22 protein-coding genes are annotated in these 26,030 nt (G+C 67.1%); 17 read left to right on the top strand and 5 right to left on the bottom strand.

Annotated features, from left to right (window positions below; translation table 11 throughout):
- The 6 genes from HGB10_02330 to HGB10_02305 all read left to right on the top strand — a co-directional run bounded on the left by HGB10_02330 (window position 1) and on the right by HGB10_02305 (window position 5,056).
- Window positions 1-210, top strand: a complete 210-nt coding sequence (locus HGB10_02330) for a ferredoxin family protein (GenBank protein NTU70647.1) — start codon at window positions 1-3, stop codon at window positions 208-210.
- Between the two features lie 4 nt (window positions 211-214).
- A complete protein-coding gene (locus HGB10_02325) occupies window positions 215-1,303 on the top strand; it encodes a 3-methyl-2-oxobutanoate dehydrogenase subunit VorB (GenBank protein NTU70646.1) in 1,089 nt (362 codons plus the stop codon).
- Complete coding sequence (locus HGB10_02320; protein NTU70645.1) at window positions 1,300-2,181, top strand: 2-oxoglutarate oxidoreductase; 882 nt, start codon at window positions 1,300-1,302, stop codon at window positions 2,179-2,181. The genes HGB10_02325 and HGB10_02320 overlap by 4 nt, the downstream gene beginning before the upstream one ends.
- Window positions 2,181-2,729: a 2-oxoacid:ferredoxin oxidoreductase subunit gamma gene (locus HGB10_02315; GenBank protein NTU70644.1), complete on the top strand. Its 549-nt coding sequence runs from the start codon at window positions 2,181-2,183 to the stop codon at window positions 2,727-2,729. The genes HGB10_02320 and HGB10_02315 overlap by 1 nt, the downstream gene beginning before the upstream one ends.
- 77 nt (window positions 2,730-2,806) lie before the next feature.
- Window positions 2,807-3,358, top strand: coding sequence for a cupin domain-containing protein (locus HGB10_02310; GenBank protein ID NTU70643.1), 552 nt, complete (start codon window positions 2,807-2,809; stop codon window positions 3,356-3,358).
- A gap of 21 nt (window positions 3,359-3,379) precedes the next feature.
- Window positions 3,380-5,056 (top strand): AMP-binding protein, encoded by a 1,677-nt coding sequence (locus HGB10_02305; GenBank protein NTU70642.1) that lies wholly within the window; start codon window positions 3,380-3,382, stop codon window positions 5,054-5,056.
- A gap of 82 nt (window positions 5,057-5,138) precedes the next feature.
- On the opposite strand, the gene HGB10_02300 is transcribed toward HGB10_02305, so the two are convergent.
- The gene (locus tag HGB10_02300; protein ID NTU70641.1) at window positions 5,139-5,891 is read right to left on the bottom strand and encodes a hypothetical protein; all 753 of its coding nucleotides are present in this window, start codon (window positions 5,889-5,891) and stop codon (window positions 5,139-5,141) included.
- 277 nt (window positions 5,892-6,168) lie between these two features.
- On the opposite strand from HGB10_02300, the gene HGB10_02295 reads away from it, so the two are divergent.
- Window positions 6,169-6,621, top strand: a complete 453-nt coding sequence (locus HGB10_02295; protein NTU70640.1) for a hypothetical protein — start codon at window positions 6,169-6,171, stop codon at window positions 6,619-6,621.
- On the opposite strand, the gene HGB10_02290 is transcribed toward HGB10_02295, so the two are convergent.
- Complete coding sequence (locus HGB10_02290) at window positions 6,618-6,971, bottom strand: rhodanese-like domain-containing protein (protein ID NTU70639.1); 354 nt, start codon at window positions 6,969-6,971, stop codon at window positions 6,618-6,620. The two genes, HGB10_02295 and HGB10_02290, sit on opposite strands and share 4 nt — an antisense overlap.
- Window positions 6,972-7,072: 101 nt before the next feature.
- On the opposite strand from HGB10_02290, the gene HGB10_02285 reads away from it, so the two are divergent.
- Window positions 7,073-8,737, top strand: a complete 1,665-nt coding sequence (locus HGB10_02285; protein ID NTU70638.1) for a hypothetical protein — start codon at window positions 7,073-7,075, stop codon at window positions 8,735-8,737.
- Window positions 8,738-8,822: 85 nt separating this feature from the next.
- On the opposite strand, the gene HGB10_02280 is transcribed toward HGB10_02285, so the two are convergent.
- From HGB10_02280 to HGB10_02270, 3 genes are all read right to left on the bottom strand, one after another.
- Window positions 8,823-12,485 carry an efflux RND transporter permease subunit gene (locus HGB10_02280; GenBank protein NTU70637.1) on the bottom strand — a complete coding sequence of 1,221 codons (3,663 nt, stop codon included), beginning with the start codon at window positions 12,483-12,485 and terminating at the stop codon, window positions 8,823-8,825.
- A gap of 112 nt (window positions 12,486-12,597) precedes the next feature.
- Window positions 12,598-13,041: a winged helix-turn-helix transcriptional regulator gene (locus tag HGB10_02275; GenBank protein NTU70636.1), complete on the bottom strand. Its 444-nt coding sequence runs from the start codon at window positions 13,039-13,041 to the stop codon at window positions 12,598-12,600.
- Between the two features lie 85 nt (window positions 13,042-13,126).
- A complete protein-coding gene (locus HGB10_02270; GenBank protein ID NTU70635.1) occupies window positions 13,127-14,140 on the bottom strand; it encodes a glycosyltransferase in 1,014 nt (337 codons plus the stop codon).
- Between the two features lie 141 nt (window positions 14,141-14,281).
- On the opposite strand from HGB10_02270, the gene HGB10_02265 reads away from it, so the two are divergent.
- From HGB10_02265 to HGB10_02225, 9 genes are all read left to right on the top strand, one after another.
- Complete coding sequence (locus HGB10_02265; protein ID NTU70634.1) at window positions 14,282-16,045, top strand: serine/threonine protein kinase; 1,764 nt, start codon at window positions 14,282-14,284, stop codon at window positions 16,043-16,045.
- 12 nt (window positions 16,046-16,057) lie between these two features.
- A complete protein-coding gene (locus HGB10_02260; GenBank protein NTU70633.1) occupies window positions 16,058-16,975 on the top strand; it encodes a DUF3662 domain-containing protein in 918 nt (305 codons plus the stop codon).
- Between the two features lie 4 nt (window positions 16,976-16,979).
- Window positions 16,980-17,396, top strand: coding sequence for an FHA domain-containing protein (locus HGB10_02255; protein NTU70632.1), 417 nt, complete (start codon window positions 16,980-16,982; stop codon window positions 17,394-17,396).
- Entirely contained in the window at window positions 17,393-18,469 is a 1,077-nt protein-coding gene (locus tag HGB10_02250) for a Stp1/IreP family PP2C-type Ser/Thr phosphatase (GenBank protein ID NTU70631.1), read from the top strand. Before HGB10_02255 ends, HGB10_02250 begins: the two co-directional genes overlap by 4 nt.
- Before the next feature lie 9 nt (window positions 18,470-18,478).
- Window positions 18,479-21,232: an FtsW/RodA/SpoVE family cell cycle protein gene (locus HGB10_02245; protein NTU70630.1), complete on the top strand. Its 2,754-nt coding sequence runs from the start codon at window positions 18,479-18,481 to the stop codon at window positions 21,230-21,232.
- Between the two features lie 129 nt (window positions 21,233-21,361).
- Window positions 21,362-23,230, top strand: a complete 1,869-nt coding sequence (pknB, locus tag HGB10_02240) for a Stk1 family PASTA domain-containing Ser/Thr kinase (protein ID NTU70629.1) — start codon at window positions 21,362-21,364, stop codon at window positions 23,228-23,230.
- Window positions 23,205-23,855, top strand: coding sequence for a hypothetical protein (locus HGB10_02235; protein NTU70628.1), 651 nt, complete (start codon window positions 23,205-23,207; stop codon window positions 23,853-23,855). The genes pknB and HGB10_02235 overlap by 26 nt, the downstream gene beginning before the upstream one ends.
- Window positions 23,856-23,917: 62 nt before the next feature.
- Window positions 23,918-25,033 carry a PASTA domain-containing protein gene (locus tag HGB10_02230; protein ID NTU70627.1) on the top strand — a complete coding sequence of 372 codons (1,116 nt, stop codon included), beginning with the start codon at window positions 23,918-23,920 and terminating at the stop codon, window positions 25,031-25,033.
- A 52-nt stretch (window positions 25,034-25,085) separates the two neighbouring features.
- A partial coding sequence (locus HGB10_02225) for an N-acetylmuramoyl-L-alanine amidase (protein NTU70626.1) occupies window positions 25,086-26,030 on the top strand: 945 nt, incomplete at its 3' end.

The raw sequence follows: 26,030 nt of genomic DNA, 5'->3' as shown, positions 1-26,030 counted from the left end.
ATGTCGAGGATCGTGGTCGACGAGCAGTACTGCAAGGGATGCGGGTTGTGCGTGGAAGCCTGTCCACGCCACATCATCGTGCTCGATCCCGACAAGATCACGCCCAAGGGCTACCACCCCGCCATGCTCACCGACGAGTCGGCGTGCACCGCGTGCGAGAACTGCGCACTCATGTGCCCGGACGTCGCGATCACCGTAGAGAAGGGGTGATCCCGTGGCCGAGAAGATCCTGATGAAGGGTAACGAGGCGCTCGCCGAGTCCGCGATCCGAGCGGGATGCCGGTGCTTCTTCGGATACCCGATCACCCCGCAGACCGAGGTCGCCGCGTACATGGCGAAGCGCATGGCCAAGGAAGGCGGCACGTACCTGCAGGCCGAGAGCGAGATCGCCGCGATCAACATGGTGTACGGCGCGGCGGCTGCGGGCGCTCGGGCGATGACCTCGTCGAGCTCGCCGGGTATCTCGCTCAAGGGCGAAGGCATCTCCTACATGGCCGGCGCCGACCTGCCCGGCGTCATCGTCAACATCCAGCGCGGCGGCCCGGGCCTCGGCGGCATCCAGCCGTCGCAGTCGGACTACTGGCAGGCCACACGGGCGACCGGCCACGGCGACTTCCACCTCATCGTGCTCGCGCCTTCGACCGTCCAGGAGATGGCCGACGACGTCTTCGAGGCGTTCGACCTCGCCGACACGTACCGCACGCCGGTCATGATCCTGGCCGACGGCATGCTCGGCCAGATGATGGAGCCGGTCGTACTGCCTGAGCGCAAGACCGAGTTCCCCGAGAAGCCGTGGGCGCTCACGGGTCACAAGAACCAGCGCCCACACAACATCGTCAACTCGCTGCACCTCAAGCCCGAGGACCTCGAGCGCTTCAGCGTCGAGCGCTTCGAGCGTTACGAGACCATCAAGGCCAACGAGCAGCGCGCCGAGACGTTCCTGGTCGATGATGCGGAGATCGTGCTCGTGGCGTTCGGCGCCTGCGCACGTATCGCCCGCAGTGCCGTGAACAAGGCGCGAGAGGCGGGCATCAATGTCGGCCTCATCCGCCCCATCACGCTCTGGCCGTTCCCCACCGATGCGATCGAGGCATCGCTGGGCACAGCATGCGCGGTCCTGACCGTCGAGATGAACATGGGCCAGATGGTCGACGACGTGCGCCTGGCCGTGAACGGCCGCGTGCCCGTCGAGTTCTTCGGGCGCGCCGGCGGCATCATCCCCACGCCCGCCGAGGTGCTCGCGAACATCGAGGCGCTCGCCGAGCGCTGCTCGGCGGCAAAGACGGGAGGTGACGCCCGATGAAGACCGTCTTCGAGCGTCCGCACGCCCTCTGCGACGTGCCCTTCACCTACTGCCCCGGCTGCACCCACGGCATCACGCACCGCCTCGTCGCCGAGGCGCTCGACGAGCTCGGCATCGAGGGCACGACCATCGGCGTCGCTCCGGTCGGCTGCTCGGTGCTCGCCTACGAGTTCTTCGCGTGCGACATGATCCAGGCAGCCCACGGCCGCGCACCGGCGGTCGCGACCGCCATCAAGCGTGTGAACCCCGCCAACACCGTCTTCACCTACCAGGGTGACGGCGATCTGGCCTCGATCGGCATGGCCGAGACGGTGCACGCCGCTAGCCGCGGCGACAACATCACCGTCATCTTCGTCAACAACGCGATCTACGGCATGACCGGCGGCCAGATGGCGCCGACGTCGCTCGCGAAGCAAGTCACGCAGACAAGCCCCTACGGGCGCGACGTGAGCTCTGACGGCTTCCCCATCCGCGTCTGCGAGATGCTCGCAACGCTCGACGGCGTCGCGCTCGCACAGCGGGTGAGCATGGACACGCCGCGCAACGTGCGTGCCGCGAAGAAAGCCATCAAGAAGGCGTTCGAGTACCAGATCGAAGGCGTCGGCTACACCATCATCGAGGTCGTCTCGACCTGCCCGACCAACTGGGGTCTGGCGCCAACCGACGCGATGGAGTGGCTGCGCGAGAACATGCTGCCGCACTACCCGCTCGGCGTGTACCGCGACGTGAAGGCCGAGGGCTTCGCCGACGTGGCCGAAGCCGCGCTCGCTCGCGATGCCGAGCCGGAGTGCGACCCGTGCACCGAGCCCATCGAGGCGTCCGAGCCGCCGTTCGAGGACGCACCCGGCGAGGTCGGCTCACAGGCAGGTGACGTCTGATGACCACCCTCAACGTGCTTCTCGCCGGATTCGGCGGCCAGGGCGTGCTGTTCGCCGGCAAACTCATCGCCGAGGCCGGCCTCATCGAAGGCCGCGAGATCTCGTGGCTGCCCAGCTACGGTCCCGAGATGCGTGGCGGCACCGCGAACTGCAGTGTCTGCCTCTCCGATGAACCCATCGGCTCACCGCTCGTACTCGAGCCCGACGTGCTCATCGCGATGAACCAGCCGTCGCTGGACAAGTTCTACGCCGACGTCATTCCCGGAGGCACGATCATCGTCGACTCGACCATGATCCCCAACGTGCCACAGCGCGCCGACGTCACCATCATCACGATTCCCGCGACCCAGCTCGCCGAGGACAACGGCCTCAAGGGCCTCGCAAACGTCGTGCTCGTGGGGACGCTCCTCAAGGAGCTTGGCTTCTGCGCCATCGACGCGCTCGACAAGGCGATCGTGAAGTCGGTTCCGCCCAAGCGCCAGCAACTGCTCGAGCCCAACCGCAAGGCACTCGCGCTGGGCATGGAAGGCGGCACCTGCGAGATGTAAGTAGCGCCATCCGCCGGCGCGAACACGCGCTCGCGAGTGGCTTTAACTGCTCGGCGAAGACGAGAGGGGTCTACACCATGAACACCGATTTCACGCAGATTGGGCTGCGCATCAGGGGGCTGCGCGAGGCGTGCGACATCACGCGCGACGAACTCGCGACCGAGCTCGGCGTCTCGGCTGAGACGTACGCCGCCTACGAGGACACCGGGGCCGACATCCCGATCTCGGCGGTCTACCACATCGCCAGTAGGTTCGGCGTAGACCTCTCCGAGATCCTCTCGGGCACGGATGCACGGCTCGACACCTACCAGGTGGTCAAGGCCGGCTCCGGGCGCCCGGTCAGCAGGCACCCCGGCTATCGCTACCAGGACCTCGCATGGCTGTTCAGCCGCAAGGTCATGCAGCCGCTACTCGTCACGCTCGATCCCACCGAAGAGCCCGCGGCGCTCGTCACCCACACGGGCCAGGAGTTCAACATGGTGCTGTCCGGCAGCATCGTGCTGACCTTCGACGACCGAGAGATCACGCTTGATGTCGGCGACAGCATCTACTTCAACCCGACGCACCCGCATGGCCAGAAGTGCAACGGAAGCACGCCCGCCCAGTTCGTCACGATCATCGCCGAATAGCGTAGGGGGAGACCGATCGCCATGGACCACCTGCTGAACAAGTTCTGCCCGCGCACCGAGTTCCACTCCTACGAGGACTTCGCCGAGAACTTCCGCATCGAGGCTCCCGAGGGCTTCAACTTCGGCTTCGACGTGGTCGACGAGTGGGCGGCGGTCGAGCCGGACAAGCGCGCACTAGTGTGGTGTGACGACGACGGCAACGAGCGGGTCTTCACCTTCGCCGAGCTCTCGCGCCTGTCGAACCAGACCGCCAACGCCTGGTCGAAGCTGGGTATCGGCAAGGGCTCGGTCGTCATGTTCGTGCTACGGCGCCGCTGGGAGTACTGGGTGGGAGCGATCGCTCTCGCCAAGCTCGGCGCCATCATCATCCCGGCGTCGATGATGCTCACCACCAAAGACATCATCTACCGCTGCCAGAGCGCGGGCGTCGAGATGGTGGCGTGCGTCGACGACGACTACGTCATCGAGCAGATGGAGGGCGCGCTTCCCGAGTGTCCCACCGTCACGAGCCGCCTCGTGGTCGCCGGCGAGCGTGAGGGCTGGGTCGATTTCAACGGGTTGCTCGAGGGCGAGTCCGATGAGTTCGCGCGTCCCGACGGCGAAGACCGCACCACCAACGACGACACGATGATCCTGTACTTCACCTCGGGCACGACCGGCCCTCCCAAAATGGTGCGTCACACGTTCACGCACCCGCTCGGGCACATCATGACCGCGCGCTACTGGCAGCAGGTCAAGGAGGACACCCTGCACCTGTCCGTCTCGGACTCGGGCTGGGCGAAGTTCGGTTGGGGCAAGATCTACGGTCAGTGGATCTGCGGCGCGACCGTGTTCGGCTACGACATGAAGAAGTTCGTGCCGGCGACCCTGCTGCAGAAGATCGCCGACTACAAGCTCACCACCTTCTGCGCGCCTCCCACGATGTACCGCTTCATGCTGCAGGAGGACGTCTCGGCATACGACCTGTCCTCGGTGCACAAGTGGACGACCGCCGGTGAGCCGCTCAACCCCGAGGTCACGAAGCAGTGGCTCGACCATACCGGCCACCGCATCCGCGAGGGCTTCGGGCAGACCGAGAGCGTCGTGCTCGTGGCGACGTGGCCGTGGCTCGACCCCAAGCCGGGCTCGATGGGCATGCCCTCGCCGCTCTACAACATCAAGCTGCTCTCCGATGAGGACGGCCACGAGTGCGCGGACGGCGAGGAAGGCATGATCTGCGTGACCGGCCTCGAGGAGGCCTGGCCTCCCGGCCTGTTCATGGGCTACTACCACGACGAAGAGCGCAGCCGAGAAGCCGTGGGCGGCGACTACTACGACACTGGTGACGTCGCGTGGCGCGACTCGGACGGCTACTACACGTTCGTGGGCCGCAACGACGACGTCATCAAGGCGAGCGGCTACCGCATCGGCCCGTTCGAGGTCGAGAGCGCGCTCATCGAGCATCCTGCGGTCGTCGAGTGCGCGGTCACCGGCGCGCCTGACCCGATGCGCGGCATCGTCGTGAAGGCGACGTGCATCCTCGCAAAGGGCTTCGAGCCGTCAGACGAACTCGTCAAGGAGCTGCAGGAGCACGTCAAGAAGACGACCGCCCCCTACAAGTACCCGCGCGTTGTCGAGTTCGTCGACGAGCTGCCCAAGACGATCAGCGGCAAGATCAAGCGCGCGCAGATCCGTAGCGAGGACGGCGTCGAGGAGTAGGCCGTGCCTGTACCACCGTTGCAGACAAAGGGGCGGCCACAGCGGCCGCCCCTTCTCGTTGCGTCAGTGTGCGCACCCGGTACTACTGCACAGGGGCCATTGCGGTCGAGAGCACCGATGCCGACTTGGTGAAGGCATTGCCCGACCAGTTCACACGCACTTTGAAGTGCGTGTACATCACATATGTGTCGCCGTTCCAGGGATTGACGGGTACGGGCGCGACCGTGACCGCGTTGGACCCACCGAAACTGAACGGGTTCTCCAGCGCGTAGGTCTCGTAGTAGTCGACGCCGTTCGTGCTGCCATAGCTGCGGGTAAGCAGGTAGCCGCCCACGAGTTTGTCGGCCGAGACGCCCGATGTGACGGGAGCCTGAAGCATCATCCAGTTGAGCGCCGTCGGTTGCAGGATGCGGAAGAACGAAGGCGCGCCGACGGCGAGCTTCGGATCGTACTTGGTGTCGCGGATCTTGATCGTGAACTCGCGCGTCTTGGACCGGTAGTGGTCACAGCCCGGATACCACAACCGATACGATCCGGCCTTCGGCTTCGTGAGCGCAAACGAGATGTTGCCCTTCTCGGTGGGGCGAACGCGAACGAGCGTGCGCCACACTCCGTCGAGCTTGCGCTGGACCCTGACGACGGAGTGCCTGTTCCAGTGAGCAGCGTTGGGATCGCTCGTGATGGTCCCGAGCTCCCGCAGATTGTTGCCCCTGATCACCGTGTGCGTTGAAGCGAAGCCGTTGAGCTTCACGGCCTCCTTCGCCATCGCGACGCTTGGCAGAGCCGCGCACACGACGACAGCGACCGCGAAGGCCGCAAACGTCCTCTTCCTCATGGTTCCTCCTCCGTGATAGCCGATCATCCCCGTGTCCGCGCACTCACCCGGAAGCGTGATTCCCCGGCGCGGTACCTCATCACTATGTATCCATTACGGCACCGCGCTAACTCGCCACCCGGCCCGCTGGTCCCCGGTCCGGGTCGAAGTGAGACGCCCGTCACATGCTGAGAATTCCCACACTCAACCCCTCGCCCTCCCCTGCCGATGAACCTTGTGAGGCACGAGTCACCGCGCGCCTGGCGTGGTGAATGAACCGAGCGGACTGGAGGCAATCATGCTGATCGCCGTCCTCGAGAGCACACCCGAGTCGATCGAACGTGACGTCGAGTTCTCATACGGCACGTTCACGGCCGAGGGTCTCGGCGAACTCAGTATCGAAGAGCTGCGAGCGTTCGACGCCGCAGGTCAGTTGAGGTGGGCGTCCAACGACGTCCGCGCGCTGGCGCTCGGATACTCTTCGCATTCCTCGGCCGCTCACGACGGAAGCATCGCCCCCGACGACACGCAGTTGCGGCTCGACGTCGAGACCGAGGTCGTCTACGTTCCCGCGCAGCGAATGGGCGTTCGCACCGAAGCCGAACTGCGGCGCATCGTGGGCGACATGACCGCTCGCGGCTGGGTCCTCGTCGAGGACACGCGAGTCGGCGCATCCGGAGGGCACCTGACGTTTCATCGCGCCGAGCCGCTCGATCGCGAGCAGCTCTCGGCGGTCTCGTACGCCGGCTAGCGCTTCACCTTGCCGCGCCACGCGGCCATGCCGCCGGCCACGCTGTAGGCGTTCTCGAATCCCATCGACTTGAGCTGCTTCGCGGCGGTTGCGCTGCGGCTGCCACTCGCGCAGATCAGGAACGTCTCGGCGGCAGGGTCGTATTTCGCGACGCCTGTCCGCAGCTGTCCGAGCGGGATGTTGATCGCACCGTTGATACGGCCGCCCTTGAACTCCGAGGGCTCACGCACATCTATAAGGACGACCTTGCCGGCGCCCATCTTCTCTGCCAGCTCGGCGGTCGTGATCTTCTTGACACCCCATCCGAACACGCGGCACCTCGTTTCTGTGACGGTCGACCTGTGCAGCATAGACCAGTGCCTCGCGGGGAAGGAACAACTCGGGGAAGGGTTGACCGGCGGCTCGACACAGGTCCGCGGGCGCGTGTCGCGACTGACTGAGGGGGACGACCATGAAACGAACACTCATCCGTGCGCTGGTACTCGCGAGCGCACTCGCGCTGCTGGGGGCTTCGGTCGCGTGGGGTGGTGTCGCCTTCCCGAACGACTGGTTCGCCATGCGTCCACTCCTGCGAAACGGCGTCGGCGATCTGGGCGAATACGCCTACAAGACGGGGGACTTCGCTGGGTCCCGCCTGGTCGTCGGACGCACCGACATCGCCGGGCGCGTCGTGCGCGCGTACGACCTGCGCACCAGCACGGTGACGGACCTGGGCCAGGGGCTCACCTCGGCTCGAAACCCCCAGGCGGCGGGTTCGTGGGCGTTCTACCCCGGTGAGAACGCGGGCACCTGGGGCTTGTATCGGCAGGCGTTCGGCACCCTTGCGGGCGAGCCGGTCACCGTGACCGCCAATGCTGAGAGCTGCTCGATCGACGATGAGACCGGCAAGCTCGCAGTCCTCATCAATGCGGACCCGTTCACCGATGACAGCCAGCGGGTGTGGGTCGCCTCCGTCACTCAGCCCACTGCGCTGACTCGCCTGAACTCGATCGACAAGTGGCAGTACAAGCCCGTCGCAAACGACGGTTACGTCACGTACATGCAAGACGCCGACGTCGACTTGGGCCAGGACACGTTCGACCTGATGCTCACAAGCCAGACGAATCCGGCCGACACGTCAATCATCGCAACCGGAGTCATGCCGGCGTGGAACAACGATCAAGCTGGCCAGGACTTCGACGGCGACCTGTTCGCCTGGCAACACGACGACCCCATCGCCAACAAGCACGTGATCCAGTACCGGAACGTCTCGGACGGAACGACGGGCACCATCGCAGTTACGGGGTTCGCGTACGACCCGAAGGTGGACGGCACCAAGGTGTATTTCAGGTCCGGTTCTCCGGGGAGCGACACTATCCTCATGTTCGATACCAGGCTCGGCACCTCCTACATCGTGGCCGTCGGATCGGCGATGGACTTGCTCTCGGCACAGGACGGTCGCGTGTTGTTCTCGATGAGCAACGGGACCTCATCGGCAACGCTCATGGAGGCGACTGCAGCCGAGCCGGTTCTCTCGATAACGGCGCCGTCCTCGGTGGCATATCAGGCTCAGCCCACCATCTCGGGCACTCTGACCGATGCGGGCGATCCCATTCAGACCGCCGAGGTCACGGTGCAACGCTCGACCGATGGCATCCACTGGGTGGGCGTGAGCAGCGAGTTCACGGACTCGCTCGGACGGTGGAGCACGCCGGCACCGGCGCTCTCGACTACGTCGAAGTACCGCGCGAGGTACAGCGGAATGCGCGTGCCGTCCGACCCCGACTACACGATGCATCTGTCCACGGTCAGCGACGTCGTCGTGGTGGCCGCTCGGCCGAGGATCGGAACGCCGAGCAAGCCGCGCACTGTCGTACACAACCGCACGTACACCGTGCAGGGCACGATCTCGCCGAGCCAGGCCGCGCAGCACGCTTCCGGCAAGGTCATCGCGTACAAGCGAACCAACGGGCACTGGATCGCTCGGCGCTCGTTTACCGCGAGCTTCTCGGCGGGCAAGTACTCGGCGCGCATGAAACTGCCGAGCTCCGGGAGCTGGCGCTACCGCCTGAAGTTCGACCGCAGCGACACGAACGCTTCAGCGTACGGGCCGTATCGGACGGTGACGGCGCGGTAGTCGGCGCCCCATCGTGGCTGCAACAACGGAGGCCCCGTCCGGAAATCCCGGGCGGGGCCTCGTGCGTCTCGTGCAGTAAGAACCGCTACTCCGGGATGGTCTCGAAGTCGTCGGGGCCGAACTCCGGTCCGTCGCCATCCGACCCGCCCTCGGGGCCATCGCCCTCCGGCGTCTCGTGGCGGCTGCCAAGCAGCTTCTCGCGCCAGCCCTCGAGCAGCGCGTAGGCGACCGGCACGACCACCAGCGTGAGCGCCGTCGACGTCGTCAGACCGCCGATGACGATGACCGCCAGCGACTGGCTGATGAGCGCACCCTCGGCGAAGCCCGAGGCGAGCGGCACGAGCGCGAAGATCGTGGCGAGCGCGGTCATGAGGATCGGACGCATTCTGGTCGCACCGGCGTCGCGCAGCGCGTCGTTGATCGACTCGCCATTCTCGCGCTTCTGCTGCACGAGCTCGATGAGCACGATCGCGTTGGTCACGACGATGCCGATGAGCATCAGCGCACCGATCAACGCCGGGATGTCGAGCGGCAGCTTCATCACGAACAGCCCGAGCAGGCCGCCGATGATGGCGAGCGGAAGCGAGAACATGATCGCGAGCGGCGCCACAGCCTCGCCGAACGCGAGCACCATGACCAGATAGACCGCACCGATGGCGATGAGCATCGCGATGCCGAGCTGAGCGAAGCTCTCGTTCATCTGCTCGGCGGTTCCGCCGACCTCGACCGAGACGCCCTCGGGCAGGCTGACCTTCGCGATGCGCTCCTTGGCAGCGGTGATGACCGAACCGGTGTCACGTGAGGTGATACTGCCGGAAACGGAAGCGTACTCGTCACCCTCCTTCGTGAGCACCGAGACCGGGCTACCGGTCTCGACCACTGAGGCGATCTTGGACAGCTTGATCTTCTTGCCGAGCGGCGTGTCCAGCGTGATGTTCTTGATCTGCTTGATGCCCGTGACCTTCGAGAGCTTCAGCGAGTACAGAATCGGCGTGTCGTTACCGTCGATCTTCACGGTGCCCAGGCTCTGCTCGGCGACGAGGCTGCGCACGGTGCCCGCGACCATCGCGGCGTTGAGCCCCTGCTTGGCAGCCTTCTTCTCGTCGACCGTGATCGCTATCTGCTTGCGCTCCTGGCCGAGGTTGTTCGCGACGTTCTCCACGCCCTCCAGGCCATCGAGCGCCTCGGTCACCGCTTCGGCTCCCGTGCGGATGTCGGCGAGCGAGTCGCCGGTCACGACCGCTTCGATCGTCGAGTTCGAACCCGCAGCGCTCTGAGCGTTGATGGTGATCTTGGCCGCCGAGTCGATCTCCTTGAACTCGGTGCGCATCTCCGAGACGATCTTGCGCGTATCGGCCTCGCTATCGAGCTTGACGAAGATCGCACCGCGGTTGGTGCCGGTCACACCGTTGCTCAGATCGAATCCACCGGCCGAGCCGACGTTGGTGTTGTAGACGAGCACCGCCTTCTCGGCAGAGAGCTTGTCCTCGATGGCCTGCATCGTCTTGTCGACGGTCGCAGCCTTCGTGCCCTCGGGATACTCGACCGTGACGTTGACGTACTTCTCCTTGCTCTCAGGCACGAAGCCGGTGCCGATGTAGGGCACGAGCGCGAGCGAGCCCACGAGAAGCGCCATTGCGCCGGCGAGCACGACCGCCTTGTGGCCGAGCGCCCATCCGAGCATGCGCTTGTACCACGCCTGTACCTTCGTATCGCCCTCAGGTTCCTGCTTCACCTTGGCGCGCAGCAGCGTCCACTTCGCCATGAGCGGCACGATCGTGACCGCGACGAGCAGCGACGCAAGCAGCGCGATGCCCACCGTGATGGCGAACGGACGGAAGATCTTGCCGATGATGCCCGTGACCAGGCCCAGCGGCAGGAACACCGCGACCGTGGTGATCGTCGAGCTCGTGATCGCCGAGGAGACCTCCGAGACGGCCTTGCGGATCGTCTCGGGAGTGCGCGGCTCGCCCTTCGAGAGGTGTCGGTAGATGTTCTCGATGACGACGATGGAGTCGTCGACCACGCGGCCGATGGCCACAGTCAGGCCGCCGAGCGTCATGACGTTCAAGGTGACGCCTGTGAACTTGAGCGCGACGAGCGCGATGACGACCGACATCGGGATCGAGACGACGGCGATGATGGTCGAGCGCCAGTTGCGCAGGAACAACAGGATGACGATGAACGCGAACAGCGCGCCGAGCAGACCCTCGCGGACCATGCCGTCGACCGATGCGTTGATGCCCACCGACGCGTCGTAGGCGTACGTGACCTCTGCGCCCCTGGGAAGCTGCCCGGAGAGCCTGTCCATCTCGGCCCGGACGTCCTTGGAGACGTCGACGGTGTTGGCGTCCTGCGTCTTGACGATGTCGATGAGGACGGCTGGCTCGCCATTGGCACGGCTACCCACGACCTCACCGGGCCCGTAGGTGACTTCGGCGATGTCCTTGAGCTTGATGAGCTTGATCTTGGGCGAACTCATGGAGCTGCTGCCCATGCTCATGCCACCCGAGGATCCGCCGGACGACCCGCCCGACGACATACCCGAGCTCGAGCCGCCCGAGTTCAGCCCGGACAGCTGGCCCTGCACACCAGCGATGGCGGCCTTCACGTAGCCGATCTGCGGCGCGAGCGCAGCCATCTGCGCGCTGGTGCTCTTCAGCGTCGCGCTCGCGTCGTCGCTCACGTCCTGCGCGAGCGTGCGGTCGTGATCGGATGGGCCGCCGGCCGTGGCCGTGGTCGGGTCGCTCACGATCGCCTGTGCCTTGTCGTAGATCTTCTGCGCCGAGGCGTTCTGAGCAGCGGCCTTCTCGTAGGGGATCTGCAGCTGGACGAGCGACGCCTGCAGCTGCTGCAGTCCGGCGACGCCGCCGAGACCCTGCCCCAGCTGCCCCATGCCGCTGCCGAGCTGCCCCATGCCCGCGCCGATCTTGCCGAGCGCCCCGCCAAGCGCGCCGAAGCCCTTGCCGATCGAGGCGAACGCGTCACCGAACATCGCGTTGGTGTTGGGATAGATCGCCACCGAGAAGTTCTTGATGTCGTCGACCGTACCAAGCGTGCCCGAGACGCGGATGGGCTGATTCACGTCGGCCACGTCGACCGCGCCGACCGGGAACGAGAGGTTCGCGGCCTGGAGCTGCTGGGTGACACCCGAAGCGGTGAGACCGTGCTTGCGCAGCTTCTTGGGATCGAGCTTGATCCGCACCGAGTTCTGGTAGTCGCTCGCGATGGACGCCTGACCCACGCCCGCAACCGAACCGAGCGCCGGCACGACCGTGTCGCGTGCAACCGCCCGCAGCTCGGACTCGGACTCGCCGCCGGTGATCGCCATCTTGAGGATCGGTGCCGAGCCGAAGCTGATGCGCTTGATCTGCGGCGTGACTGCCGTCTCGGGCAACTTCACGGCGTCTGCGGCCTTCTTGATCTCTTGCTCGGCCTTGTCCATGTCGGCTGAGAACGAGAACTGCGCGATGACCGCCGAGACGGAGTCGGCCGAGGTCGCCTGCACCTTCTCGACACCCGGGACGGCGGCGATCGCCGCCTCCATGGGCTTCGTCACGTTGTCGTAGACGTCGTTGGGCGCAGCACCGGGGTACGGCGTGACGATCGCCACGACCGGGATGTTGATGTCCGGCATCGTCTCGCGCTTGAGCTGCGACGCGGAGTAGATGCCTCCGGCGACGGCAAGCACTGCGACGATGATGATCGCTGCAGCGTTCTTGAGTGCGAACTTGGTTATGCGGTCCACTGTGGTTCCGTTCTGTCGTGTCGGCGTTGTGTGGCCGAGCGGTTCATGAGCAAACGCGCCACGGGGACGCGGGAGTGTTCGAGCCGGGCGCGGGCGAAGTGCCCGCTGCGGATCAGGGCGCAGACGCCACCATGGCGTCGATGAGCTTGTGGTGGATCGTGATGAGCGTTCGGATCTCGTCGTCGGTGAGCACCGCCATGTGGCGGCGCATCGCGTCTCGGCGACGGGTCTCGGCGGCGTGAAGCGCGTCGCAACCGAGCGGGGTGAGCGTCACGAGCGTGACTCGGCGATCGGAGGGGTCCGCCGCGCGCTCGACGTAGCCTTCACGCTCGAGCGCATCGATCGCAGCCGATGCGGCGGGCGCCTTGATCGCCAGCAGGGCGGCGACCTCGCTCATCTTGACCGCGCCGTGCGATTCGATGGCGCGCATGAGGAGCGCTTGAGAGAGCGTGATCGCGTCGGGCGCGTTGCACTCGGAACCGAAGTGACGTGCCGACATGAGGCGTCCCATGCGCAGAATCACGTCATCGAGTTCGTCGAGAAGTGCGTCGCCCATGCCGCCGGTTGGAGCATTTGTTTCGTTCTTCGAATTATTCATGCGTCGAAACATAGCGAGCGCCGTGCCATCGGTCAAGAAGAATCTATTCGAAGACCCGCGTGACCTCGGCCCACACGCTGCCTGCTGCCTCGCGCACGCGGGCGATCGCCGCACGCGGGCCGCGTCGGGCGAGACGCACGCGAGCTCCCACGTAGCGGCGCAGCCGTGCGGCGTCCGCTCCCCCGACGCGCGCGAGCGCGGCCTCGAACCGCTCAGGCGCGACCTCGGTCTGCGCGAGCTGCCACAGGGCCTCGCGGGTCTCCTCGGAAAGCTCGGTGAGCGTCTGACGCACGTCGCCGAGCTGCGCGCGGAGTTCGTCGATGGCCACCAGGGACCGCGCGCGGTCCTTCTCGCCAAACGATGCGAACTCGTAGTCAAAGGGCACCTCGTAGATCTTCTGACCCGCCACCACGTGCAGCTCGCAGTAGACGTACTTGAACGCGAGTTGGAGGATGCCCTCCTTCTCGATGCGTCGCATCGATGTGCGCACCGGCCCGGTTCGAAGAATCCGGAACTTGCCGAGCTTGGCGGCGCGCTGCGCGTAGTCGTGGTCCTCGGCGAGCAACACCTCCTCGTCGAACCCGCCGATCGCCTCGTGAGTCGCCTTGCGCGTGAGCATGCAGAAGCCTGGCGCGTGCGGTGACACGTACTGCATGGCTTCGAGGTAGAAGTTGGCGACCTCGCACGCGAACAGGTTGCCGGGCTCTCGTTCGAGCGGCTCGATGCGCGCCCCGGCGATCGTGAGGTCGCGCTCGAGGAACTCGGCGACCGCGGACTCGATGAAGTCGGAGTCGAGATCGACGTCGGCGTCGAGGAAGAGCAGCATCTCGCCGGTGGCGACGCCGGCTCCTGCATTGCGGCCCACGGCCGGCATCCCGCCATCGACGACGAGCGCGCCGGCCGCCCGGGCGATCGCACGCGTGTCGTCGATCGAGTGTGCGTCGGCGAGCACCACCTGGTCGGGCGGCGTGGTCTGCTCGGCGAGCTGCTCGAGCAGGTGAGCGATTCCGGAGGCCTCGTTGAGCGCGGGGATGACGACGGAGAGCGTGGGGCGCATGCAGACCTCCCGGCGCATCGCGGGTGAGCGCGACGCGAGCGTGTTCGATGTCGCCGCCAAGTCTCGCATAACCCCGCACCGCGGGTGCTGGGCTAGAATGTGCCCCGAGAGGATGCCGGTCGCAACGCCGAGGGAGGGTGCGTGGAGCAACCGCTGGTTCTCGACCGCTACCGCCCGCTCGAGGAACTCGGCGAGGGCGGTGCAGGGGTCGTCGTGCTTGCGTGGGACACGCGCATGCATCGACGCGTCGCCATCAAACGCATGCCGCTGCCGCTGGACCGCGACGGCCATCCGGTCGCCAACCCGCCTGGGCTCGCGGAAGCTCGTACGGCGGCGATGCTGAACCACCCTGCGATCGTCACCGTCCACGACTTCGAGACCGACGATGACGAAGCGTTCCTCGTGATGGAACACGTCGACGGCGCGAGCCTCGACGACATCCTCGACGACCTCGGTGAGCCGCTCGACCTCGATGAGATGGCCGCGGTGTTCGGCGCGGTCGCCGATGCGCTCGACTTCGCACACGACAACGGCGTGCTGCACCTCGACATCAAGCCCGCCAACATCCTCATCGCCCGAGATGGGCGCGTGAAGGTCGCGGACTTCGGGATGGCGGCGATCTCGACTGCGATGGGTCACGGCGCGAGTGTCGGCGGCACCATCGGCTACATGCCGCTCGAACAGCTCGAGGGCATGCGCGTGAGTGAGCCCACCGACGTGTGGGCGCTGGCAGCCGTCACCTACGAGTGCCTCACCGCCGAGAACCCCTTCGACGACGACACGATCGAGGCCGCCATCGTGCGGCTCGAGACGCAGGATCCACGTCCGCCTACCGAGTTGGCTCCGCAGCTCCCCGATGCGATCGACGACGTGCTGCTCGCCGCGCTCGGACTGCGCCCGGCGGACCGCTACAACAGCGTCGTGGCATTCGCCGACGCGCTGGAGCCGCAACTGGGAGACATCGGCATGGGCAAGCGCTCGCTCGCCGAGCTCGTGGCGGCCCACTCCGACGACGAGCCCGAAGCACAGACTCCCGGCTTCGACGAGGTCGGCCTCTGGGACCGGCTGCGCGGACGCTCCGGGCGCCTGCTCGTGGGTTCGATCGCGGCCGTCGAGTCCTCGTGGCTCGCCTGGGCGGGGCTCTCGGGCACGAACCTCGATCGCGCTGGCGTGCTGGCTGCCTGCGCGATGATCGCCACGGCCGGACTGCTCGCGCCTCCGCTTGGGACCGTGCTCGGACTGGCCGCATTCGCGATCGGGCTGTTCTCGACCGGCAACTACCTGCTCGGTTTCGTGGCCGTGTTGGGCGGCGGGGCGTGGTGGTGGTTCTCGGCACGGCACAGCAACAGCGCTTCGGTCATACCGCTTTCAGCACCCGCGCTCGGGCTACTTCACCTCTCACCGGCGGCTCCGATGATCGCGGGTTTCGTACTGCCGCTGCGGCAGGCCACCATCGCGGGTCTCATCGCGGGGCTTCTGTCGTTCGTCGCCTCGGCTGCGTCTCTTGTCGAGCCGCCCTACGCCCACGTCGTCTCGAGCGTCTTCCTCGACGTTGGCCGAGGCCCACTGGTCGGCGCCGCGCTGCGTGAGGCGTTCACGAATCCGTCGACCTACATCGCACTCGCCGGCTGGCCGCTGTGCGCGGCGGTGATGTCGTGGTTCTCGGCAAAGGGCTCGCGGCTTTCCGCGATGATCGGAGCCAGCGCGGCGAGCGCGGTTCTCGCAGGAGCCTACATACTCGCCGACCTCGTCAGCGTGTCACTCGGCAGCGGGCCTCCGTGGATGACGACCGGGCTCGCGGTGTCTGTCGTCGCGTCCCTTACAATGGTGTTTGTGGCCGCGGCGCTCGGTGCGCCGGTGCGGTCTGAACAAGACGGCGAAACGGAAGTGTCCGGTTCGCCCTGACGAAGGGCCACCGTGAGCCTGCTTTCGGAGTTCGAGGACAGAGTCGGGCGCGCCGTCGAAGGCGGCTTCGCTCGGGTGTTTCGCTCCCCCGTACAGCCCGCCGAGATAGCAAAGGCGGCCGGCAAGGAGGTCGAGCGCGGGCGCAAAGTCGGCGTGGGCAAGGTGTACGCCCCCACGCTCTACAGCGTGCTGCTGTCGCCCGAAGACGATGACAACCTCGGTGGATTCGCCGAGACCCTCGCCGGCGAGCTCGAGACCTACCTGGTCGGCTACGCCCGCGAGCGAAGCTACACCTTCGCCGTGCGCCCGGTCGTTCGCTTCATCGTCGACCCCGAGCTCAAGCTCGGGCGCTTCGAGGTCATCGGCGAGCTGCTGTCGCCGGAGGAGCTTGCCGAGGAGCTCGGCGACGACTACGCCGATGAGCCCGTCGAGGCGCAGGGTGTCGCGGCGAGTGCTGCGAGCATCGGTGCAGGTGGTGCGGGCGCAGCCGCTTCGGCGGCGGAGGAAGCCGCCCTCGAAGAACTCGCAGAGCTCGGGCGCCTCGGCACGCCGGGCCGCAAGCCGTCGATCCCCGTCGTGCGACCCGCGCTGTTCTTCGACGCCGAGGTCGAAGACTCGGATGCCACAGGCACGCGAGCCGGACACATCGCAACCGTGACCGTCCGTGGCATCGACCACGACGTCGTGCTGCGTGGTGACCGCATGCTCGTGGGGCGTCTGGGCAGCTGCGACGTCTGTCTGCAGGACCACAACACGTCGCGTCAGCACGCTGCGTTCGTACGCACCGACGACGGTTGGGCGGTCGAGGACCTCGGCTCGACCAACGGCACCGTCGTCAACGGTGCGCACATCGACCGCATCGTCCTGCGAGACGGCGACGTGATCGTCGTCGGCATCACCGAGCTCGTCTACCACGGCCCAAGGGGCTGATCGGATGATCGACGTCGCGCTGCTTGCCGGCCGACTCCTCCTGCTCGCCACCCTGTACCTGTTCCTGTTCGCTGCGGTGAAGACCGGCATCGGGCTTGTCGCCGGTCAACGCGGCAAGGGCCGTGGGCAGTGGACGTTGGCCGTGGTGCAGGGCCCGCGCGAGCTCATGGGCGTCTCCGTGCCGGTCGCCGGCCCCGTCGTCATCGGCAGATCGCCCGGCGCCGACATCGTGATCGGCGATGATTTCGTCAGCGGAAGCCACGCGCGGGTCTCGCCATCAGCCGACACGGCGGTCCTCGAGGATCTCGGCTCCACCAACGGCACGCTGCTCAACGGCTCGACCGTTCGCGCTCCCATGTCCCTGCGTGTAGGCGATGTGATCGACATCGGCGCCGTCCGACTCAAGGTAGGTCGCTCATGACGCCGAAAACCAAGCCAAGCTGGGCCTCGCTGACCGACGTCGGTCGTGTACGCGAGCACAACGAGGACAGCGTGCTCGCTCAGCCGCCGCTGTTCGTCGTCGCCGATGGACTCGGGGGGCATGAGGCCGGGGAGGTCGCGAGTTCGATCGCGGTCGAGACGCTACGCGATCACGCACCCAGGCGTCCGGACTCCAAGGCACTCACTCGCGCGGTTCGCGCCGCCAACCGCGAGGTCATGCGCGCCGCCCGTGAGGGCTACGGTCGTCAGGGCATGGGCACGACGATGACCGCCGCGATCGTGGAGGGCACACACATCGCACTCGCGCAGGTGGGCGACTCGCGCGCCTACCTGCTGCACGCCGGCGAGCTTTCGCAGCTCACCGACGACCACTCGATGGTCGCCGACATGATCCGCCGAGGACAACTCACCGAGGCGGAGAGCCGCTACCACCCCAACCGCAGTGTCATCACGCGCGCGTTGGGCACCGACCCCAACATGGCCGCCGATGCGTTCGACTACGATGCCGAGCCGGGCGACCGCTTGTTGCTGTGCTCCGACGGCCTCACGGCGATGCTCGAGGACGGCGCAATCGCCGAGGCGCTCGGCGCCTACAAGGACCCGGCGATTGCGGCGCGCATGCTCGTCGACGCCGCAAACGACGCCGGCGGACACGACAACGTCTCGGTGATCGTCGTCGACATCGAAGGCGACCCGTCTCGGGCAGGCTCGTCGGTGGACGCGCGCGGCAAGCGGGCTGATAGCGGCATCCTCGCGATCATCGGCTGGCTGCTGCTCTTCGTGCTGGTCGTTGGTGGCATCGTCTACGGCAGCTACCTCTACGCCTACAAGCAGGCGTTCCTGCGCGCGAACGCCGACGGCGTCGTCTACGTTTACCAGGGCGTGCCCGGTCAGCTCGGGTCGCTCAAGCTCGAGCGCTTCGTCGAAGCGACCCCCGTCACCGTCGATTCGGTACCCCCCGCCGACCAGCAGACTCTGCGCGAGGGCATGCGCTTCAAGAGCCTCGATGAGGCCCGGGCGAAAGCCCGCGCCTATACGGCCTCGGGCCTCTAGGCGCCGCCGATGAGATCGCGCCGCACAACCGAGTTGCTGCTCCTGCTGGCGGCATCCCCGCCCGTGCTTCTCGTGTTCGCGCTCGTCGATGCGCAGCGCGCCAAGGTGTTCGAGCCGAGCGCCCTGCTGGTACCCGGCGCGCTGCTCGTGGCGTTCATCGCGGCGCATCTCGCCGTGCGCCGCTTCGCACCCAACGCCGACCCGGGGCTGCTACCGATCGTCTTCGTGCTGTCGGGTATCGGCCTGGCGGTCGTCACCCGTCTCGACGCCACGCTTGCTGCATCGCAGGTGACCTGGCTGTTCGTGGGCGTGGCGGCACTCGTCGCAACGCTCGTCGCAGTTCCGTCGCTCGAACGGCTCGCGCGCTACAAGTACACGCTCATGGTGGGCGGCCTCGTGTTGCTGCTGCTGCCTGCGTTCATCGGACGCGAGATCAACGGTGCCAAGCTGTGGATCCGCTTCGGCGGCTTCGGCTTCCAGCCCGGTGAGCTCGCCAAGATCCTCATCGTGCTGTTCCTCGCGGCCTACCTCGCCGAGAACCGCGAGCTGCTCTCGGTGTCCACGCGGCGCATCTTCGGACTGCGGCTTCCCGAGCCTCGCACGCTCGGGCCGCTGCTGCTCATGTGGGTCATCTCGCTCGTCGTTCTCGTGTTCGAGCGCGACCTCGGCTCGTCACTCCTCTTCTTCGCGATCTTCCTCGTGATGCTCTACGCCGCCACCGGCCGCGCGGCCTACGTCGTCGTGGGACTCGTGCTGTTCGGCGCCGGTGCGACCGTCGCCTACAAGCTGTTCAGCCACGTGCGCGTGCGCGTCGACATATGGCTGCACCCGTTCACCGACGCCGCCGGCAAGGGCTACCAGCTCGTGCAGTCGCTCTTCGCGCTGGCGGCGGGCGGGCTGACCGGCGTCGGTCTGGGCCGCGGGCTGCCCGATCGCATCCCGTTCGTCACCACCGACTTCATCTTCTCGGCGATCGGCGAGGAGCTCGGGTTGCTCGGCGCGGCCGCGATGGTGCTGTGCTTCCTCGCGTTCGCGGTGCGCGGCTTCGCGACGGCCGCTCGCGCCAAGACCGACATGGCGGCGTTCACGGCCGTAGGCCTCATCGCAGCGATCTCGCTGCAGGCGTTCGTCATCGTGGGCGGCGTCACGCGCCTCATCCCGCTGACCGGCGTCACGCTGCCCTTCGTCAGCTACGGCGGCTCGTCGCTGCTCTCGAGCTTCATCGCACTCGCGCTGCTGCTTCGCGCGGGCGACGAGGGCACCGGCGTCGATGTCGCGCTCCAGTCCACCAGCGCCGACCTCGGCGTGCTGGGCCGGCTCGCGCTGGGACGCCGACTCGTCGCGATCACCACGGTCACAGCGCTGCTCATGGCCGCGCTCGTCGTCAACCTCACGTGGATCCAGGTCGTCGACGCACGCGCTCTCTCGAACAACCCCGCCAACACGCGCAACCTCGCCAAGCAGGCCCGAGACGACCGCGGCTCGATAGTGACCCGCGACGGCGTTGTGCTCGCCGAGTCCAACCCCGCCGGTCGCGGGACGTTCGAGCGCGTCTACCCGAAGCGCACCTTCGCCGCGCACACCATCGGCTACTACTCAACGCGCTACGGCCGCACCGGCATCGAGGCCGCCGAGAACGACATGCTCGCCGGCGGCACCCGCGCGTTCACGAGCTGGAGCGACGTGATCGACGCCGCAACCGGTCGCTCGGTGCCCGGCAACGACGTCGTGCTCACGATCGACTCACGCGTGCAGAAGGCCGCCGAGAAGGCGCTCGCCGGACGCAGTGGCGCGGTCGTGGCGCTCGACCCGCGCACCGGGGCCGTCCTCGCCGCCGCCGCGAACCCCACCTACGACCCCGGCACGGTCGACAAGAACTGGGACGCGCTCAGCACCGACCCGGACTCGCCTCTGCTCGACCGGTCACGCAACGCGCTGTTCGCGCCTGGCTCGACCTTCAAGATCGTCACGCTGACCGGCGCGTTGTCCGAAGGCGTCGCCACCCCGACCGACTCGTTCGCCGGCCCCGGCTCGATGAAGATCGGTGGCGCGCCGGTCACCAACTACGAGGGTGGCGGCTACAGCAAGATCGACCTGACGACGGCGACGATGAAGTCGGTCAACACCGTCTTCGCGCAGGTCGCGGTGAAGCTCGGCGCGCCGGCGCTCGTGAAGCAGGCCGACCTCTTCGGCTTCGATCGCGAGCTCGGCTACGAGATCGGCGCAAAGACCTCGCTCATGCCCGAGCCTGCGGAGATGACTGAGTGGGAAACGGCGTGGGCCGGCGTGGGCCAGCCCGTCGGCGAGCACGAGAGCCCCGCCGGCCCGCAGGCGACCGTGATGCAGATGGCGCTCGTCGCCGCCGGCATCGCCAACGACGGCGAGGTCATGAAGCCGCACGTGCTCGGCTCGATTCGCAACAACCTCGGCCAGCAGGTGGGCACCACTCGACCGGCCTCGCTCTCGCGCGCCACCGACCCGGCCACGGCGAAGATCGTCGCCGGGATCATGCAGAAGGTCGTATCGGGAGGCTCGGGCTATCGGGCGAGCATCAGCGGCACCAAGGTCGCCGGCAAGACCGGCACCGCCGAGGTCGGCAAGGGCAGGCCCACGAACGCGTGGTTCATCGCCTTCGCTCCCGCCGAGAACCCCACGGTGGCCCTCGCGATCATGATCGAGGGCGGTGGCGTGGGCGGTCAGGTCGCCGCGCCGGCGGCCAAGCCCGTGTTGGAAGCGGCCCTCTCGGCGCAGAAGGGTCGATAGAGCGATGCAGCACACACACAGCGCATATGAAGTATCAACGGCACGGATACGCACGGCACCAAGCACGAGTAGTGGTCTAGAATGTCGGCAGGGAATCATTCCCGCAGGTGAGCGAGCACGGGGGACACAGTGAGCGAACTGGTTTTCGGAAGCAGGTACCGCGCGACCGAGAAGATCGGCTCGGGCGGAATGGCCGACGTCTACAAGGCCGTGGATGAGGTGCTCGGCAGAACCGTAGCGGTCAAGGTCATGCACCCGCGCTATGCGTCCGATCCCAACTTCACGCAGCGCTTCCGCCAGGAGGCCCAGGCCGCGGCCAATCTCGTCTCCCCTAACATCGTCAACATGTACGACTGGGGTCAGGACACCGACACGTACTACATCGTCATGGAGTACGTCCGCGGGACCGACCTGAAGTCGATCATTGAGCAGAAGGGCGCCCTGCCCTCCCGCACCGTCGCCGAGATCGGAGCGCAGGTGTGCTCGGCGCTCACCGCCGCGCACGGGTACGACATCATTCACCGCGACATCAAGCCGCACAACATCATGGTGCAGCCCGACGGCACGGTGAAGGTCATGGACTTCGGCATCGCACGCGCCGGCAACTCGACCATGACACAGACCGGCTCGGTTCTCGGCACGGCACACTACGTTTCGCCCGAGCAGGCGCAGGGCCGTCCGCTCAACTCGGCAAGCGACCTGTACTCGCTGGGCGTCGTGCTCTACGAGGCCGCGACCGGCAACGTGCCCTTCGACGCCGACACCCCCGTGGCCGTCGCGCTCAAGCAGGTCAACGAGACCGCGACGCGGCCGAGCGCGCTCAACCCCGATATCGACCGTAGCCTCGAGTCCATCATCGTTCGCGCGATGGCGAAGAGCACCGATGACCGCTACACGACCGCCGAGGAGATGCGCCGCGACCTGCTGCGCGTCATCCAGGGCGAGCCGGTCGGTCCCGCCGCCGGGTTCGCGGGCGCTGCGGCAGCCGCCGGATACGTCGCCGGAGCCGCTGGCTCGGCCGATCACACAGCCGTCATGTCGCCGGTTGGCGCGAGCGGTGCAGCGGTCGCACGCACGGCGCAGCGCAAGAAGAAGCCCGTATGGCCGTGGATCGCCGTCACGGCTGCGCTCATCCTCGCCGGGCTCGGCGTGGCATGGTACATGGGGTTGCTCGGCAACGCGGTCAAGCCCGTACCCGACGTTCGCACGCTGGACCGCGCCGCAGCGACCGTCGCCCTCGAAGAGGCCGGGTTCATCGTCGGCAACGTGAAGCAGGAGTTCAGCGACGAGGTCGAGAAGGACAAGATCATCTCGCAGAGTCCTGGCGCCGGCACGCCGGCCAAGAAGGACACCCCCATCGACCTGGTCATCAGCAAGGGTCCCGATCTCGTCGTGGTTCCCGACATCCGCAAGATGCCGCAGGCTGCGGCCGACGCGGCGCTCGAGGCAGCGGGTCTCGACAGCCGTGTCGCATCGTCGACGTTCGATCCCAAAGTCACCGCCGGCAGCGTCATCAGCCAGGAACCCGCCGATGGCGAGCAGGTCACGCGCGGCACCGTCGTCAACTACGTGCTCTCACTCGGGACCGAGCAGGCGGTCGTACCTGACGTCGAGGGCCTGACCAAGAGCAGCGCGACCAGCAAGCTCAAGGCAGCCGGATTCAAGGTGTCGGTCACGAGCTCGTCGAGCAGCTCGGTCAAGGAAGGTCGCGTCATCTCGCAGGACAAGTCGGCCGGCGGCTCGTACCCCAAGGGCAGCACCGTCACCATCGACGTGTCCACCGGCAAGCCGCTCGTCACGGTTCCCAACGTCCTGGATATGTCGCCCGATGCCGCACAGACCAAGCTCACCGATGCCGGACTTGCGGTCGAGTTCACCTACAACAACGTCACGGCCACCGGGCTCGTGAAGGGTCAGCTCCCGGCGGCCGGGAAGAAGGTCGCGCCGGGCACGAAGATCACGCTCGAGGTCGATGGAGACGATCCGAACGTTCCGTAGCACAGCCGCTGTGGTGGTTGTCGCCTGCGCGCTGATCGGCGCGTCCGGCTGCTCAATCATGCCGTGGCGCGACGCTCCAGCCGCCGAGACACGCTCCGGGGCCGTCCGCCCTGCGCCCGTCGCGGCGGTCGCCAGCGCAAACCGCTACGACATCGCGCAGGCCAAGGACGCGATGCTCGCCTACCTCGATGCGCTCGCAAGCCGCGACGCGAGCGAGGCCGCCAAGCTCATGACGCCCTACCGGCGGGGTGAGACCGCGAGCAAGGGATGGAAGTCCGACGTCGGCTGGTGGAAGACCGCGCGCGTGCGCACCGTCATGCATCCGGGCCGTTACGTAAGCGACGAGCGCACCTTCGCCGAGCTCTACGCCGAGCAGATAGGCAAGCCCCCCTACAAGCTCGTCGTGCTCAACGTCGCCTACACCGCGGTCCTCGGCAGACCAGCAGGCGACCTCGACTTCGTGCTCACGCAGGCGTCTCCCAAAGCGCCCTGGCTCGTGCACGACTTCGGTGGGGCGTTGCAGCCCAATCCCGAGGCCACTCCCACGGTCGACGCCACTGAATCCGGCGATGAGGCCGGCAGCGAGCATGCGACACGATCCGCGGACCCCGAACGCCGACCGTAGCGGGGACACGCGACGGCCGAGGCGATAGACTGAGCCGAAGGTCATCACGAGAGGAGCCCCTCATGAGCGCTTCGAGGCGCACGACGCCCGCCCTGCTGATCGCGGTACTCGCGTTCATCGTGATCGCTGCGATCGCGCTCACGGGCTGCGGCCCCAAAGTCCCCGACGTCACCGGGATGACCGCCGAGCAGGCCGTACGGACGCTCCAAGATGCCGATTACAAGCTTGGTGACGTGCGCAGGATGTTCACGCCGGGCGTGCCTGCGGGGCAGATCTACCAGCAGGATCCCGCTGCCGGAACGAGCCTGCGCAAGGGCGAGTCAGTCCGAGTCACCGTCGCCGTCGCGCTCGGCTCGATCACCGTCCCCGACCTGTCGAAGCTCAGTGCCGATGAGGCATCGCAGGCGATCGCCGGCTCGCAGCTGGTTCCGGTGCAAGTCGACCAGCACTCCACTGATGTCGCGAAGGGCAGCATCGGAGGCCAGGTTCCCGCTGCGGGAGCGAAGGTCGACCCCGGTGCCACCGTCGTGTACGTCGTGTCGATGGGCGCGGCGCCAAACAAGGTCAAGGTGCCCGATATCACCGGCAAGACGCAGTCCGAGGCCAGCGCCGCGATTGAGAAGGCCGGCCTGAAGGCCTCAGTCCAGCGCGCGTACAGCGACACCGTCGCCAAAGACCGCGTGATGCTGCAGAACCCTGCGAAGGGGGCCTCGGTCGATCCGGGCTCACTCGTCTCCTACGTGCTTTCGCTCGGCAAGTCGTCCAAGTCCGTGACCGTCCCCAACGTCGTGGGCCGCCGAGAAGCGGACGCCTCCTCGGCGCTCAGTGGCGCGGGCCTGAGCGTGCAGGTCAATCGGCAGCAGAGCGCAACGGTCGCCAAGGGTGTCGTCATCTCGCAGATGCCGCCTGCGGGCTCGAAAACCGCTGCGGGCGGCGTGGTCGGGATCGTTGTGTCCTTGGGCTCGGACTCCACCATCGCGGTGCCCGACGTCACCGGAAGGTCCTCGGCCGATGCTCGCAGAGCCATTGAAGCGGCGGGGCTCGTTGCCTACCCGGTCGACCAGCCAAGCGCCGATGTGGACGAGGGCAACGTGATCCTGCAGCTGCCCGTCTCAGGCAGCAGAGTGCCCGCCGGCTCCTCGGTGCTCTACGCGGTCTCCTCGGGCACGCCCGAGTAGCGGGCGCAGGTGCCTGTGCCCGCGATGCTGACGCGCCCATCCGCCACCGAACGTGAGTAGCCGCGCCAAGACCGCCGTACTGACCGGCGCCGTGGTGTTGTTTGCGCTTATCGCCGTCGCAGGTGTATTTCTGCTGCGCGGCGCGGAGCAGACCGGGCCGCTCGTCGTCATCGATGCCGGCCACGGCGGTGGCACATCCGGCGTGGGCGTGGACGGCGTGCGCGAGGAGGAGTTCAACCTCGCGATCGCCAAGAAGCTCCGATCCGAACTCACGCGCCGCGGTTACCGCGTGATCATGACGCGCACCACCGATTCGCGCGTTGCGACCGCCACGATTCCCACCTGGCGTTGGGTCGGCCTGAAGAAGCGGCTCTGGGCGTTCGGCGTCAACACCTCGCTCAACGAGCGCGCGGCCGCCTCGCACAGCGACCTACAGTCTCGCGTGGACATCGCGAACGCAGCGAACGCCGACGTCTTCGTGAGCGTACACAACAACGCCTCGCGTAAGCCCGAGATCCGCGGCACGCAGACGTTCGCCGCCCGAGGCGACAAGGCGGGGCGTGCGCTCGCGGCGTCGATTCAGGACGGCGTAGTGGCACGCACCAGCAGCGAGAATCATGGCGCCGGAGGATCGGGCTTCTATGTGTGCCGCTGGACGAACATGCCCGCCGTGCTGGTCGAATGCGGGTACTTCACCAACGCCGAGGACGTGGCCGCGCTCAAGTCACCGCGGTATCAGGCGCGCGTCGCCGAGGGTATCGCCGACGGCATCGACCGGTGGCGCATCTCGTATCCGCTTACAGCGAAGGAGCCGCAGATCGCCGCCGAGAACCCGGTCGCGCTCGCTGCGGCCGTCAGCGCGAAGGCCCATCCCGACGGCGGCGGGGTCGCCGTCGTCATGCCCGCCGACCAGCCCGCGCTGGGGCCGCCCGCGAGCGCGCTCGCCGCACTCCTCGGCGCCCCGCTGCTTCTGAGCGAGCGCGCGACGCTGCCCACC

The sequence above is a fragment of the Coriobacteriia bacterium genome (assembly GCA_013334745.1).
Lineage (GTDB): Bacteria > Actinomycetota > Coriobacteriia > Anaerosomatales > JAAXUF01 > JAAXWY01.
Note: the sequence above shows the minus strand (reverse complement) of the source record. Positions and strands in the feature narration are given on the sequence as shown.

Excerpts from the sequence above, each read along its gene's own strand:
- HGB10_02310 (NTU70643.1), top strand. The coding sequence starts at position 2,807 with ATGAACACCGATTTCACGCAGATTGGGCTGCGCATCAGGGGGCTGCGC.
- HGB10_02305 (NTU70642.1), top strand. The coding sequence starts at position 3,380 with ATGGACCACCTGCTGAACAAGTTCTGCCCGCGCACCGAGTTCCACTCC.
- HGB10_02290 (NTU70639.1), bottom strand. The coding sequence starts at position 6,971 with ATGCTGCACAGGTCGACCGTCACAGAAACGAGGTGCCGCGTGTTCGGA.
- HGB10_02315 (NTU70644.1), top strand. The coding sequence starts at position 2,181 with ATGACCACCCTCAACGTGCTTCTCGCCGGATTCGGCGGCCAGGGCGTG.
- HGB10_02330 (NTU70647.1), top strand. The coding sequence starts at position 1 with ATGTCGAGGATCGTGGTCGACGAGCAGTACTGCAAGGGATGCGGGTTG.
- HGB10_02230 (NTU70627.1), top strand. The coding sequence starts at position 23,918 with ATGAGCGCTTCGAGGCGCACGACGCCCGCCCTGCTGATCGCGGTACTC.
- HGB10_02235 (NTU70628.1), top strand. The coding sequence starts at position 23,205 with ATGGAGACGATCCGAACGTTCCGTAGCACAGCCGCTGTGGTGGTTGTC.
- HGB10_02300 (NTU70641.1), bottom strand. The coding sequence starts at position 5,891 with ATGAGGAAGAGGACGTTTGCGGCCTTCGCGGTCGCTGTCGTCGTGTGC.
- HGB10_02285 (NTU70638.1), top strand. The coding sequence starts at position 7,073 with ATGAAACGAACACTCATCCGTGCGCTGGTACTCGCGAGCGCACTCGCG.
- HGB10_02250 (NTU70631.1), top strand. The coding sequence starts at position 17,393 with ATGACGCCGAAAACCAAGCCAAGCTGGGCCTCGCTGACCGACGTCGGT.
- HGB10_02245 (NTU70630.1), top strand. The coding sequence starts at position 18,479 with ATGAGATCGCGCCGCACAACCGAGTTGCTGCTCCTGCTGGCGGCATCC.
- HGB10_02270 (NTU70635.1), bottom strand. The coding sequence starts at position 14,140 with ATGCGCCCCACGCTCTCCGTCGTCATCCCCGCGCTCAACGAGGCCTCC.
- HGB10_02295 (NTU70640.1), top strand. The coding sequence starts at position 6,169 with ATGCTGATCGCCGTCCTCGAGAGCACACCCGAGTCGATCGAACGTGAC.
- HGB10_02320 (NTU70645.1), top strand. The coding sequence starts at position 1,300 with ATGAAGACCGTCTTCGAGCGTCCGCACGCCCTCTGCGACGTGCCCTTC.
- HGB10_02275 (NTU70636.1), bottom strand. The coding sequence starts at position 13,041 with ATGGGCGACGCACTTCTCGACGAACTCGATGACGTGATTCTGCGCATG.
- HGB10_02255 (NTU70632.1), top strand. The coding sequence starts at position 16,980 with ATGATCGACGTCGCGCTGCTTGCCGGCCGACTCCTCCTGCTCGCCACC.